This is a genomic window from Burkholderia sp. Ac-20365 (assembly GCF_017104715.1).
Classification (GTDB): Bacteria; Pseudomonadota; Gammaproteobacteria; order Burkholderiales; family Burkholderiaceae; genus Paraburkholderia.
The window spans coordinates 585,774-599,949 of the sequence record NZ_JAAGPI010000002.1 but is presented as its reverse complement, the minus strand read 5'-3'; the positions used below and the strand labels follow the sequence as shown (position 1 = coordinate 599,949).

9 protein-coding genes are annotated in these 14,176 nt (G+C 62.5%); 4 read left to right on the top strand and 5 right to left on the bottom strand.

Translation table 11 applies throughout. The features are described 5' to 3' along the window. Positions 1–54 precede the first annotated feature (54 nt). Positions 55–1,470 (bottom strand): nucleobase:cation symporter-2 family protein, encoded by a 1,416-nt coding sequence (locus G3O01_RS06025; protein ID WP_205803605.1) that lies wholly within the window; start codon positions 1,468–1,470, stop codon positions 55–57. A gap of 409 nt (positions 1,471–1,879) precedes the next feature. On the opposite strand from G3O01_RS06025, the gene G3O01_RS06020 reads away from it, so the two are divergent. The 3 genes from G3O01_RS06020 to fghA all read left to right on the top strand — a co-directional run bounded on the left by G3O01_RS06020 (position 1,880) and on the right by fghA (position 5,419). Next, the gene (locus tag G3O01_RS06020; RefSeq protein ID WP_205803604.1) at positions 1,880–3,304 is read left to right on the top strand and encodes an FGGY family carbohydrate kinase; all 1,425 of its coding nucleotides are present in this window, start codon (positions 1,880–1,882) and stop codon (positions 3,302–3,304) included. A gap of 150 nt (positions 3,305–3,454) precedes the next feature. Then, positions 3,455–4,561 carry an S-(hydroxymethyl)glutathione dehydrogenase/class III alcohol dehydrogenase gene (locus G3O01_RS06015; RefSeq protein WP_028364542.1) on the top strand — a complete coding sequence of 369 codons (1,107 nt, stop codon included), beginning with the start codon at positions 3,455–3,457 and terminating at the stop codon, positions 4,559–4,561. A 12-nt stretch (positions 4,562–4,573) separates the two neighbouring features. Further along, entirely contained in the window at positions 4,574–5,419 is an 846-nt protein-coding gene (gene fghA, locus G3O01_RS06010; RefSeq protein WP_205803603.1) for an S-formylglutathione hydrolase, read from the top strand. Positions 5,420–6,314: 895 nt separating this feature from the next. On the opposite strand, the gene G3O01_RS06005 is transcribed toward fghA, so the two are convergent. The 3 genes from G3O01_RS06005 to G3O01_RS05995 are packed head-to-tail and all read right to left on the bottom strand — an operon-like array spanning position 6,315 to position 12,288. Then, positions 6,315–7,817, bottom strand: a complete 1,503-nt coding sequence (locus G3O01_RS06005; protein WP_205803602.1) for an efflux transporter outer membrane subunit — start codon at positions 7,815–7,817, stop codon at positions 6,315–6,317. A 10-nt stretch (positions 7,818–7,827) separates the two neighbouring features. Continuing rightward, positions 7,828–11,022 carry an efflux RND transporter permease subunit gene (locus G3O01_RS06000; protein ID WP_205803601.1) on the bottom strand — a complete coding sequence of 1,065 codons (3,195 nt, stop codon included), beginning with the start codon at positions 11,020–11,022 and terminating at the stop codon, positions 7,828–7,830. A gap of 18 nt (positions 11,023–11,040) precedes the next feature. Beyond that, the gene (locus tag G3O01_RS05995) at positions 11,041–12,288 is read right to left on the bottom strand and encodes an efflux RND transporter periplasmic adaptor subunit (RefSeq protein ID WP_205803600.1); all 1,248 of its coding nucleotides are present in this window, start codon (positions 12,286–12,288) and stop codon (positions 11,041–11,043) included. 424 nt (positions 12,289–12,712) lie between these two features. Here G3O01_RS05995 and G3O01_RS05990 point away from each other — a divergent pair, with 424 nt between their 5' ends. Beyond that, positions 12,713–13,348 carry a TetR family transcriptional regulator gene (locus G3O01_RS05990; protein ID WP_205803599.1) on the top strand — a complete coding sequence of 212 codons (636 nt, stop codon included), beginning with the start codon at positions 12,713–12,715 and terminating at the stop codon, positions 13,346–13,348. 83 nt (positions 13,349–13,431) lie between these two features. Here the strand turns inward: G3O01_RS05990 and G3O01_RS05985 are convergent, their stop codons facing one another. Further along, a complete protein-coding gene (locus G3O01_RS05985) occupies positions 13,432–14,061 on the bottom strand; it encodes a cysteine hydrolase family protein (RefSeq protein ID WP_205803598.1) in 630 nt (209 codons plus the stop codon). Positions 14,062–14,176 lie beyond the last annotated feature (115 nt).

The window sequence follows — 14,176 nt, the reverse complement described above, 5'->3', positions numbered from 1 at the left end:
AAACCGCGGATGCCAGCGAAAGCCCCCAAAAACCAAAACCAAACCAAAACCAACTCAGTGCATATCCGCGGCCCGCAGCATCTCGTCACCCGCAACACCGTCATCGTTCCCACCACGCCCATCGAAATCATGCCCCGCACGACGAATATCGCGGGTAGCAGCCCGCTCACCCTTCACGCCATTGAAGATCAGATTCAACACGACAGCCGACACTGACGCCAGCAAAATGCCGCTATGAAGAAGAGGCGACAGCGCAGGCGGCAGCTTCGAAAAGAAATGCGGCGACACGACAGGCACGAGCCCAAGACCAATACTCACTGCGACGATAAAAAGGTTGTGATGGTTCTTCACGAAATCGACCTTCGACAGCACCTTGATACCGTTCGCTGCCACCATGCCGAACATCACGATGCCTGCGCCGCCCAGCACGAACGACGGCACCGACGCGACCACCTGTGCCATCTTCGGGAACAGGCCGAGCAGCACGAGAATCACGCCGCCCATTGCGCATACAAACCGGCTCTTCACGCCCGTCACGCCGATCAACCCCACGTTCTGCGAGAAAGACGTATGCGGGAACGAGTTGAACAAACCGCCAATCAGCGTGCCCAGACCATCCACGCGCAGACCTCGCACGAGTGTCTTCTGGTCGACAGGGCGATCCACCATGTCGCCGACCGCGAGGAACATCCCCGTCGATTCGATGAAGGTGACGAACATCACGGTGACCATCGTCGCGATCGAAAGCGGATCGAAGTGAGGCAAGCCGAAGTGGAAAGGCATCACGAAGCCGACCCACGGCGCCATCGTCACGCCTTCCATGTTCACGCGGCCAAGCAGCGCCGCAATCACGAAGCCCGCCACGATGCCGAGCAGCACTGAGATGTTCGAAATGAAGCCCTTGCCGAACTTGTTGATGAGCAGAATCAGCGTCAGCACGACGAACGAGAGGCCGAGGTAGACCGGGTTGCCGTAATCCGGATTGCCGACGCCGCCCGCCGCCCAGTTGATGCCAACCTCCATCAGCGAAAGCCCGATCACCGAGATCACCACACCGACCACCACGGGCGGGAAGAATCGCAGCATCTTGCCGATCATCGGCGCAGCGATGATGCCGATCACGCCAGCCGCGATCGTCGAACCGAAGATGTCGAGTATGCCGAGGCTCGGATTCGTGCCGATTGCGATCATCGGGCCGACGGCGGCGAACGTGCAGCCCATGATCACCGGCAAACGGATACCGAAGATCCACAGGCCGAGCGTCTGGATCAGTGTGGCGATACCGCAGGAAAACAGGTCGGCGCTGATGAGAAAGGCGATCTGTTCTTTCGGCAGCTTGAGCGCACTGCCGATGATCAGCGGCACGGCAACGGCGCCTGCGTACATCACCAGTACGTGCTGAATGCCGAGCGTCAGCAACTGGCCGAAGGGCAGTCGCTCGTCGCACGGATGAACCGTGTTCGAGTGCATCTTGTCTCTCTCCACATCTCGTTTTGGGATGACTCCAAGGTATGCGGGACGAAAAACCGCGACAAGACTACGGGTTTCTATTTCAACCTTTGCCACGACGATATGCGCGAACCAGATTTGGAACGGCCGCGTTATGCGAGATCGCGTCAATTCGCCGCGAACCCTTGTCGCGTGGTGGGTTGCAGGAAATGCATCAACGCGGGTCGTCATGGGGACGTATGCGTGCCCATATGATGTGTATGGCGGTTCGCACATAATGCGTTTTCGGGGCACGCTTTTTTCGGGGTGGGTTAACCCGCGTCGACCGTCCGTGGCGTGTGAAAATGATCCTCCATCGTCAGGTCCGCGCCAATCGTTTTCCGGCGCGCGATACCCCGAATAACAACCACCTATTCAACGCATCGCATACATGTCCTTTCTTGGCATCGATCTCGGCACAGGCTCGCTGAAACTCGCGATCATCGACGATGAAGGCCGCGAGCAATGCGCGACGAGCGTCGCGTATGCAATCGATACACCGCACCCCGGATGGGCGGAAATCGATCCGCTCGTCTGGTGGCGTGCGCTGTGCGAAGCGGCCTCGCGCTTTCCGGACGCGCAACGTAGCGCTGTGCGCGCAATCGGCTTTTCCGGACAGATGCACGGCGTCGTGCTGAGCGACGCGCATGGCAATCCCGTGCGTCCCGCGATGCTCTGGCCCGATACGCGCGCGTTGCCGCTGCTCGACGCGTGGCCCGCGCCGCAACCCAATCCCGTCGCGCCCGGCATGGCGGGTCCGTTGCTGCGCTGGATCGCGCTGCACGAACCGCAAACCGTACAAGCCGCGCGATGGGCATTGCAGCCGAAAGACTGGCTCCGCTTCAGGCTGGGCGGCGATATCGCAACGGATGCCTCCGATGCCTGCGCCACCGCGCTCGCCGATCCATCGGGCGCGTGGGACGACGCGTTGCTCGAAAGGCTCGGATTGCCGCGCGAATGGTTCGCACCGCTTGTGGCGTCATATGCCGCGTGCGGCACGCTGTCAGCCGAAGCGGCTCGTGCACTCGGCTTGCGCGCAGGCATCGTGATTGCGGCGGGCGCCGGTGACACGCCGTGCGCCGCGCTCGGGAGCGGTCTTGCAAGCGACGGCGATGCCTTGCTCACCACAGGCACCGGCGGCCAGATCCTCGTACTCGCAACCGAAGAACCCGACGCTGCGCCGGGCCTGCATCGCTATCGGGCCGCGACCGATCACTGGTACCGGATGGCCGCGATGCAGAACGTCGGCGTGGCGCTGGAAGCGGTGCGCGGCTGGCTGTCGTACGAATGGAGCGATGCGTATCGCGATGCGTTCGAAGCCAGCGCGGCGCCCGGTCTCACATTCTTGCCATATCTGACAGGCGAGCGCACGCCGTGGCTCAACCCGGCTGCGCGCGGCGGGTGGCTTGGGCTTGGACTCGGCATGTCGCGCGGCGCGATGATGCGCGCAGCGTTCGAAGGCGTTGCGTTTTCGTTGCGCGCGGGGCTCGACGCGATCCGCCAAAGCGGCGCGCATGTGCCTGCGCTACGCCTTGCAGGCGGCGGTTCCGTCGACGCACGCTGGCGGCAACTGCTCGCCGATACGCTGCAAGTGGAACTGCATGCCGTCGATTGTCCGAACGCAGCCGCGCGCGGTGCCGCGATGCTCGGTGCAATTGCAGCGGGACATTGGCAAGCGGACGATCTCGCGTCGCTCGCGCCCTCCGCGACGCGTGTCGCCGGGCCGCGAGACGATGCGGACCTCGCCACGCGCTATGCACGCTTTATCGATCTGTACGGCCGCGTCGAGCCCTGGTTCGCGTCGCCGCAGACATGACGTCGCATGAGAACAATCGCGCGGCGCGACATGCCATACGCGCGTCTCACCTGTGCGCGATGATGTTCGGAGCGCGGCGCGCGGACATGAGCGACAATCCGGGCCGCAATGCATGCATGACGGCGTGAAGGAACGACAGGAGCATTCACGATGAAGACGAAGGCAGCGATCGCATGGAAAGCAGGCGCACCGTTGACGATCGAAGAAGTCGACCTCGAAGGGCCGCGCGCGGGCGAAGTGCTGATCGAAGTGAAGGCGACGGGCATTTGCCACACCGACTACTACACGCTGTCGGGCGCGGACCCGGAAGGCATCTTCCCGGCCATTCTCGGCCATGAAGGCGCAGGCGTGGTCGTCGATACGGGTCCGGGCGTCGGCACGCTGAAGAAGGGCGATCACGTGATTCCGCTCTACACGCCCGAATGCCGTCAGTGCAAGTTCTGCCTGTCGCGCAAGACGAACCTGTGTCAGGCAATCCGTTCGACGCAGGGCAAGGGCCTGATGCCCGATGCGACGTCGCGCTTTTCACTCGACGGCAAGCCGTTGTTCCATTACATGGGCACGTCCACGTTCTCGAACTACATCGTGGTTCCCGAAATCGCCGTGGCGAAGATCCGCGAAGACGCACCGTTCGACAAGGTCTGCTACATCGGCTGCGGCGTGACGACGGGCGTTGGCGCCGTCGTGTATTCGGCGAAGGTCGAAGCGGGCGCGAACGTCGTCGTGTTCGGTCTGGGCGGCATCGGCCTGAACGTGATTCAGGGCGCGAAGATGGTTGGCGCGGACAAGATCATCGGCGTCGATATCAACCCGGGACGCGTCGAGCTGGCGAAGAAGTTCGGCATGACGCACTTCATCAACCCGAAGGAAGTCGAGAACGTCGTCGACCATATCGTGCAACTGACGGACGGCGGCGCGGACTATTCGTTCGAATGCGTCGGCAACACGACGCTGATGCGCCAGGCGCTCGAGTGCACGCACAAGGGCTGGGGCCAATCGTTCATCATCGGCGTAGCGGCGGCGGGCGAGGAAATCAGCACGCGTCCGTTCCAGCTGGTCACGGGCCGTCAGTGGAAAGGCTCGGCATTCGGCGGCGCGCGTGGCCGCACCGACGTGCCGAAGATCGTCGACTGGTATATGGAAGGCAAGATCAATATCGACGATCTGATTACGCATCACCTGAAGCTCGATCAGATCAACGAAGGCTTCGATCTGATGAAGAAGGGCGAGTCGATCCGCTCGGTCGTCATTTACTAAAGGAGTCGCACGATGCTTGAAATGATTGAATCGCACGCGTCGTTCGGCGGCACGCAGCGTATCTATAAGCACGAGTCGAAGGTGATCGGTTTGCCGATGCGCTTTTCGGTTTTCCTGCCGAAAGAGGCGGCGCAGAAGAAGGTGCCGGCGCTGTTTTATCTTGCTGGGCTGACGTGTACCGAAGAGACGTTTCCGATCAAGTCAGGCGCGCAGCGCTTCGCCGCGCAGCATGGCATCGCGCTGATTTCGCCGGATACGAGTCCGCGCGGCGCGGGCGTGCCGGGCGAGGCGGATGCATGGGACTTCGGTGTCGGTGCCGGTTTTTACGTCGATGCGACGGAGGAGCCGTGGTCGAAGCACTATCGGATGTATTCGTATGTGCGGGACGAGCTGCGTGAGACCGTTGTCAGTGAGTTGCCTGTCGATGGCGCGCGGCTTGGCATCTTTGGTCACTCGATGGGCGGGCACGGTGCGTTGATGCTTGCGCTGCGCAATCCGGACATCTATCGATCGGTGTCGGCGTTCGCGCCAATTGCCGCGCCGACGCGTTGTCCGTGGGGCGAGAAGGCGTTCAGCGGTTATCTCGGCGCGGATCGCGAAGCGTGGAAGCAGTATGACGCGAGTGAACTCGTCGGCAAGGCGACGCGCAAGTTCGCTGAAGGCATTCTGGTCGATCAGGGTATGGCCGATCAGTTTCTCGCGCAGCAGTTGAATCCGGACGTGTTTGAAGCTGCCTGCAAGGCAGCGGGACAACCGCTTACGTTGCGGCGGCATGATGGCTACGATCATGGCTACTTCTTCATCTCGACGTTTGTCGAGGATCATGTTGCGCATCATGCGAAGGTGTTGATGCGGTAGCCGTTTTGCTTGTCTTGCGACGCTGGGTTGGTTTGGTTTTGGGGGCTTTCGCTGGCATCCGCGGTTTGTTATCGGTTTGCTAGCGTTGCCCCTGTGCGGGGCGGCACTATCCTGCTCTGTCTTTCGACGCTGGGTTGGTTTGCTTTTGCTTTTGCTGGCATCCGCGTTAGCGCCTACGCGGCGCAGGCGTTGCCCCTGTGCGGGGCGGCACTTACTTTCTTTGCCGCCGCAAAGAAAGTAAGCAAAGAAAGCGGGCTAACACCGCCCGTTCTTGACCTCCGCCTGAGGGCCCCCAACGGGTCCTCCACTTCACACGGCGTCACAGCTAGTCCATATCCGTTGCCAGCGCTCCGAACATGCGCCTCACCCACTTCAAGCACCCTTGGCACAGCCAGCGTCAGCGATCGGTTGCGGCCGCCCAGGTGGCAAACTGTGTGTAGGTCGTAGTGCTCCACGCGTCAGCGTTTCTACGACACCGATCGTGCTTTTCAGTCCGGAGTGATGCGTGTGCGGCGCGAAAGCCGACACACAGTTTGCCGCGATAGAACGTGAGCGATTTGATCGCGTCGGCGACGACGCGGGAGTGTGAAGCGGGTGATGAGCCAGTTCGAAGCGCTGGCAGCGGGCATCGAGAAGGGAGATGCCGCGAACAGGACGGGGCTGTCGGGGCCCGTGGGCAATTACAAGAACTGGCGGTGTTCAGCGGCTTTCTTTTGCCTACTTTTCTTTGCCGCGGCAAAGAAAAGTAGGTGCCGCCCCGCACAGGGGCGACGCGTGAAGCAGGCAAGACAAAACGCGGATGCCACCGCAAAGCAAAAAGCAAAAAAAAACGCCACGGCGCACCGTAGCGTTCTCAAAAGCAAAAAAACAACCGCGCCGCGCGGCAGCGCTACCTTCAGCCCGCCGCAGGCGCAGAAGCAGCAACCCCATAATCAGCTGGCGCATCAGCCGGCCGCGGCTGCTCACCCGCGCGCTCGATCCACCCACCGCCCAGCGCCTTATACAGATCGACGAGATTCGTCAAACGCTGCATGCGCGCGGTAATCAGCGACTGCTGCGACGAGTACAGATCGGTCTGCGCGGTCAGCACCGACAGATAGCTGTCGACACCGTTCCGATACCGCAGGTCCGACAGATCGAGCCGGCGCTGCTCGGCAAACGTGTTGCGCTCGAGTGCCTTGATCTGCTGGTCATACGTGCCACGCGCGGCCAGTCCGTCCGCCACTTCGCGGAACGCCGTCTGGATCGACTTCTCGTACTGCGCGACCTGAATGTTCTTCTGCACGGTTGCGAGATCGAGATTCGCCTTGTTCTCGCCGCCTTCGAAGATCGGCAGCGTAATCTGCGGCGCAAAACTCCACGCCGCCGAACCCGGCTTGAACAACCCGCCAAGTGTCGGGCTCAACGTGCCGAAACTGCCCGTCAGCGAAACGCGCGGGAAAAACGCCGCGCGCGCCGCGCCGATGTTCGCGTTGGCCGCCAGCAGGTTCTGCTCGGCTTCCATAATGTCAGGACGGCGCGTAAGCAGATCCGACGGCAAACCAGCAGGAATGTCGGTCAACAGGTCCTGACCATTCAGCGGAAGTCCAGGCGCGAGATCAGACGGCAACGGCTCGCCGACCAGCAGAACCAGCGCATTCTCAGCCTGTGCCCGCAGACGCGCTTGCGACTGCAGATTCGCATTCGCCTGCTCGACAACTGTCTCAGCCTGACGCAGATCGAGCTCAGAACCCGTACCCGTTTCGTACTGCAGCTTGGTGATGCGATACGACTCTTGCGCAGTCTTGAGCGTGTCCTGCGTGACCTTCAGCAGATCGTCATAGGCTAGCAGCGTCAGATACTGATCCGCCACCGTGGCAACGAGCGCAATCTCCGCCGCCTTGCGCGCCTGCGCCGTCGCCAGATACTGCGCGAGCGCCTGATCCTTCAGGCTGCGGATGCGGCCGAAGAAGTCGATTTCCCACGAAGCATTCAGACCGACCGAATACTGGTTGGAGATCGTCTGATTGAGGAACGACAGATCTTTCGGCGTACGCGACTTCGACTGCGACGCGGCGGCCTCCAGCGTCGGCATCAGCGCCGCGCGGGTGATCTGATACTGCGCGCGCGAAGCCTCGATATTGAGCACCGACACACGCAGATCGCGGTTGTTCTTCAGCGCGATTTCGATCAGTTGCTGAAGCCGCTGATCGACGAAGAAATCGCGCCAGCCGATGTCCACCGCCGCCTGTCCGCTCGCCGAGCGCGCACCCGCGCCAGGCACGGGCTGCGTCGCGTAGACGCCGTCGCTCGGGAACGCGCCCGAAACGGGCGCGGCCGGCTGGTGGTACTTCGGCTCCATCGTGCAGCCCGCGGCGACAACCGCGACGGCCACTGCCATCAAAGAATATTTAAGCATCTCAATGTCCTCAGCTGGCGTTGCCCGGACCGCTGCCGCCCTGCGGGTCATGCGGATGGTGCTCGTTATAGTGCTTCATCGCTTCGTCCGGATCTTCCTTGTCGCCGGTGAACTTCGCGCGAATCACGACGAAGAACATCGGGATCATGAAAATCGCGAGGAAGGTCGCCGTCAACATCCCGCCGATCACACCCGTACCGATCGCGTGCTGGCTTGCCGAACCCGCGCCGTTACTGATCGCGAGCGGCAGCACGCCGAGAATGAACGCGAGCGACGTCATCAGGATCGGACGCAACCGCAGGCGCGCAGCCTCGAGCGCGGCTTCCACCGGCCCCATGCCTTCGCCCTGCTGCAACTCACGCGCAAACTCGACGATCAGAATCGCGTTCTTCGCAGACAGACCCACTGTAGTCAGCAGACCGACCTGGAAGAACACGTCGTTCTCCAGCCCGCGCAGCGTCGCGGCAAGCAGCGCACCCAGCACGCCGAGCGGCACCACCATGATCACCGAGAACGGGATCGACCAGCTTTCATACAGCGCGGCCAGACACAGGAACACGACCAGGATCGAGATACCGTACAGGATCGGCGCCTGCGAACCCGACTGGCGTTCCTGGAACGACAAGCCCGTCCACTCGTAGCCGATACCCGCCGGCAGCTTCGCCGCGAGCGCTTCCATTGCCGTCATCGCCTGACCCGTCGACTTGCCCGCCGACGCCTGGCCCTGGATTTCGACGGCCGAGATACCGTTGTAGCGCTCGAGCTTCGGCGAACCGTAGGTCCACTGGCCGCTGGCGAACGACGAGAACGGCACCATCGTGCCCGCCGAGTTGCGCACGTACCAGTCGTTCAGGTTTTCCGGCGTCATACGGAAACGCGGATCGGCCTGCACGTACACCTTCTTGATCCGGCTATCGGTATCGAGGAAGTTGTTCACGTACTGCGACGCCCACGCGATCGAGAACGTCTGGTCGATAGCCGACAGGCTCACGCCTTGCGACGCCGCCTTCTCGTGATCGATCGACACCTTGAACTGCGGCGTGTCGTTCAGCCCGTTCGGACGCACCTGCGCGAGCATCGGGTCTTTCGACGCCATGCCGAGCAGCTGGTTACGCGCCGCCATCAGCGCTTCGTGACCGAGACCTGCGCGATCCTGCAGTTCGAAGTCGAAGCCCGACGCCGTGCCCAGTTCGGGAATGGACGGCGGATTGACCGGGAACACCGTCGCGTTCTTGTAGCCGACGAAGTGCATGAACATCCGGCCCACCAGCGCCTGCACCTTCTGGTTCGCATGCTGGCGTTCCGCGTAGTCCTTCATCCGCACGAACACGAGACCGGCGTTCTGGCCACGGCCCGCGAAGCTGAAGCCGTTCACCGTGAAGGTCGATTCGACGATCGACTTCTCGTCGTTCAGCAGGTAGTCCGACACGTCCTTGAGCGCGCGCGCCGTGGTTTCCTGCGTCGAGCCCGACGGCGTCTGCACCAGCACGAACATCGTGCCCTGGTCTTCATCCGGCAGGAACGACTTCGGCAGACGCACGAACAGCATCCCCACCGCGACGATCACCACCAGATAGATGATGAGCCAGCGGCCCGAGCGCTTGATCACGTGGTGCACGCCCGCGTGATACTTGTCGCGACTCCTGTCGAAATTGCGGTTGAACCAGCCGAAGAAGCCCTTCTTCTCTTCGTGATGACCCTGCGGAATCGGCTTGAGAATCGTCGCGCACAGTGCGGGTGTCAGAATCAGCGCCACGAGCACGGACAGCACCATCGCCGCCACGATCGTCAGCGAGAATTGACGGTAAATCGCGCCGACCGAACCGCCCGAGAACGCCACCGGCACGAACACGGCCGACAACACCAGCGCCACGCCGATCAGCGCGCCCGTGATCTGGTCCATCGCCTTGCGGGTTGCTTCTTTCGGCGACAAACCTTCTTCCGACATCACCCGCTCGACGTTCTCCACCACCACGATCGCATCGTCCACCAGCAGGCCGATTGCGAGCACGAGACCGAACATCGACAGCACGTTGATCGAGAAGCCCACCGCGCTCATGATCGCGAACGTGCCCAGCAGCACCACCGGCACCGCGATCGTCGGGATCAGCGTGGCGCGCAGGTTCTGCAGGAACAGGTACATGACCAGGAACACCAGCACGATACCTTCGAGCAGCGTCTTGACCACTTCTTCGATCGACAGACGCACGAACGGCGTCGTGTCATACGGGTACTTCACGACCAGACCGTGCGGGAAGTACTTCGACAACTGGTCGATCTTGTCGCGCACGGCCTTCGCCGTCGCCAGCGCGTTTGCGCCCGTCGCCAGCTGGATACCGAAGCCCGCCGTCGGCTGACCGTTGTACTTGGTGTCGAAGTTATAGTTTTCGCCGCCCAGCTCGATGTGCGAGACGTCCTTGAGGCGCACCTGCGAGCCATCCTGGTTGACCTTCAGCAGGATGTTGCCGAACTGCTCGGGCGTGGTCAGCAGCGTGGCTTCGCTGATCGTTGCCTGCAGCAGCTGGCCCGGCACCGACGGCGTGCCGCCCAGCGAGCCGCCCGCCACCTGAACGTTCTGCGCCTGCAGCGCGGTCTGGACATCCACCGGCGTGAGACCGAAGTTGGTCAGCTTGTTGGCGTCGAGCCAGATCCGCATTGCGTACTGCGTTCCGAACAGCGTCACCGTACCCACGCCGTCGATCCGGCTGACAGGATCCTGAACGTTCGACGCGACGTAGTTCGCCAGGTCGTACTTGTTCATGCTGCCGTCGGTCGACACGAACGCCATCACCAGCAGGAAGCTGCTGCTCGACTTGGTCACTTTCGTGCCGAGCTGCTGCACCGCCTGCGGCAGCAGCGGCGTCGCCAGCTGCAGCTTGTTCTGCACCTGCACCTGCGCGATGTCAGGGTTGGTGCCCGCCGCGAACGTCAGCGTGATGGTTGCCGTGCCCGAGTCGTCCGAAGTCGACGACAGGTAAAGCAAGTGGTCGAGGCCGCTCATCTGCTGCTCGATCACCTGCGTGACGGTGTTTTCCACCGTCTTCGCCGATGCACCCGGATACGTCGCGCTGATCTGCACGGCCGGCGGCGCAATCGTCGGATATTGCGCGACCGGCAGCGTGAAGATCGACGCCAGACCCGCCAGCATCAGAATGATGGCGATCACCCACGCAAAGATCGGGCGATCGATAAAAAACTTTGCCATGAAACAGGCTCCCTTTGATTACGCGCCCGATGCCGCGGAGGCCGCGGCCGCGCCGCTGGCTGCCTGTGCGCCAGCCGGCGCCGACGAGCCTTGCGCGCCCGCTGCGGCGACACCCGAGGCAGCCGACGGCGGCAACACGCCCGGCACGGCCTTGGCCGTTGCACCCGGACGCACCTTGTCGACGCCGTTCACGATCACGCGATCACCCGCATTCAGGCCGCCTTCGACCACCCAGTACTGGCCGTACGTGGCGGTGGCCTGCAGCGTGTGCAGCTCGACCTTGTCGTCCTTGCTGAGCACGAGCGCGGTCGGCTGGCCCTTCTGGTCGTGCGTGACACCGATCTGCGGCACGAGCAGCGCGTTTTCGTTGACGCCTTCCTCGATGCGCGCGCGCACGAACATGCCCGGCAGCAGCACGTGATCCTTGTTCTGGAAGATCGCGCGGATCGTCACGGAGCCCGTGGCCTGGTCGACGGTGACGTCGGTGAACTGCAGCTTGCCCTTCTCCGAATAGACGCGGCCGTCTTCGAGCACCAGTTCGACCTTCGCGGCGTCCGGCCCGCTCGTCTTCAGGCGGCCGGCCTGGATGTCGCGGCGCAGCTTCAGGCCCGCGAGGCTCGACTGCGTGACGTCGACGTAGACGGGATCGAGCTGCTGGACGGTCGACATCAGCGTCGCCTGGCTTGCCTGAACATAGGCGCCCGGCGTCACCTGCGAGATGCCGACCTGACCCGTCACGGGCGACACGACATCCGTGTAGCCGAGGTTGATCTGCGCGGTGTCGACGGCGGCCTTGCCTGCTGCCACATCAGCGGCAGCCTGCCCTTCGGAGGCGACGGCGTTGTCGTAGTCCTGCTTCGAGACGGCATTCGCCGCGACCAGCACCTTGTAGCGGTTGGCTTGCGCGGTGGTCGACGCGAGGTTCGCCTGCGCCTTCGCAAGCGATGCCTTCGCGTTGTTCAGCGTGGCGATGTACGGTGCCGGATCGATCTTGTAAAGACGCTGGCCGGCCTTGACCTGCGTGCCTTCCGTGAATTCGCGGCGCAGCACGATGCCGTCGACCCGCGCGCGCACCTGCGCGACGAGGAACGCGCTGGTACGGCCCGGCAGTTCGGTGACGACGGGCACCGCTTGCGGCTGGACCGTGACCACGCCGACTTCAGGGGTTTGAGGCGGAGGTGCTGATTGTTTTTGTCCGCATGCTGCCAGCATTACGGCAGCCGTCGCGGCAGTGAGTAAGCGGAATGGAACCCGTTCGACGCGCATGGAGCGACCTCTGTCAAAGACTGAGAAGGAAAAAGTGCGTACATCTCTCTTCCGGAGAAGGCTGCGCACATCGACGTCTTGACGACGCCTTGACCGGACGCTCACGCATGCTTTTCCTGCGGGTGCCCATTGCGAAATGCGCCAAACCGGGAAATGCCGCACCGCGCCGCCTACCTTTTGAGACAGCGCAAGGTGCTTGTAAAGACAACAGTGACGGATATTAACCGTTCACCGGAACATGAGCCATCCGATCGATGGGGTGCTATTATATATACATTCATGAATGCACGTAAAAGTGCGTTCAACCAGAGAAAAGGGTTTCCACCGGAAGATCTGCCAGGCAATAACCTGCGCGTGAAATGATCTTTATCAGGCGCGTTTAAAAACGTCAGGGGAAACCCCGCATTTACCGCAGGTCATACGAATGGTCCGTCGAACCAAGGAAGAAGCGCAGGAGACGCGCACCCGCATCCTCGATGCAGCAGAACAGGTCTTTTCTGAGAAAGGGGTGTCGCGTACTTCGCTCGCCGAGATCGCGCAAACGGCAGGCGTCACGCGCGGCGCAATCTACTGGCATTTCGCCAACAAGGGCGAACTCTTCACGGAAATGTTCGACCGCGTGCTGCTTCCGCTCGACGAACTGAAAGCCGCTTCCGTCGATCCGAACGAAGCCGATCCGCTCGGCCGTCTCGTCGACATCTGCACCGTCTGCCTGCGCGACACGGCAAACGACCCGCACCGCCGCCGGGTGTTCGACATCCTGTTTCACAAGTGCGAGTTCGTCGAAGACATGGGCCCGGTGATGGCGCGCTATCAGAACACGATGCGCGAGAGCCTCACGAACATTCAGGCCGCCATGCGCAACGCGATTTCGAAAGGACAGTTGCCGGCCGACATGAACGTGCCGGTCGCGGCATCGATGGTGCATGCGTTCATCAGCGGGTCGCTGAAGGACATGCTGTTCGTGCCGGAAGTGCTCGACTTCGGCCGGCACGCGCGGCAGATGGTCGAAAGCATGATCGATGCGCTGCGCAGCCCGGCACTTTGCATGGGCGCCTGACGGCACCTCCCTGCTGCCGCGCATTCGCGCGGCGTATAGCTTCTAATATTGAGGGCGCCGCGCGGGCGCCCTTCCCGCTTCACTCAGACTGCTGCCTTCGCACGCGCCGTCTGGTTCGACGCATAGATCCCGCCGCGCTCCAGTTCACCGCCCGACTGCACGGCAGCAATCCACTGCTGCGTGCTCGCCACCGCCGCAAAGCGCGACTGGAATACGACGCAGAACACGCGATGAATTTCTTCCGCACTCGCAAAGCCCGCGCTGTTCTCGTACGGCACGGAGCCCGTCGCATCGTGCAGATACTCGACGGCAAGGCCCATGTGCAGCGCGTGCACGACGGTCGACGCGTTGCAGTTGTGCGTCATATAGCCGACCACGGTGAGCGTGTCGATCTCACGCGCGGCGAGCCAGTCGGCCAGACCGGTGTCGGTGAACGCGCTCGGCAGCGCTTTCTCGATGAGGTGATCGTGCTTGCGCGACGCGACCACCTCATGCAGTTCCGCGCCGACGCTGCCGCGCGCGAAGATCGGCGCGCCGGGCGGCGTGAAGTTCTGCACGACGACAACAGGAATCTGCGCGGCATGCGCGGCGTCGATCGCGCGGCCGATGTTCGCGAGCGACGTCTGCACGTCCGGGTATTCGATCGGCAGGTCACCCGTCACGTATTCGTTCTGGACATCGATGACGATCAGGGCGCGGCGGGGCGTCGGCATGGCAACTCTCCTTGATGGTTGACGACGGCGGCTGGCGTTTGCAGCCGCGATGTGCGCATTGTTCGCGTTTCAGCCATCGCCCGACAGTGACCCGAATGACAATTTTCGCTAGGAT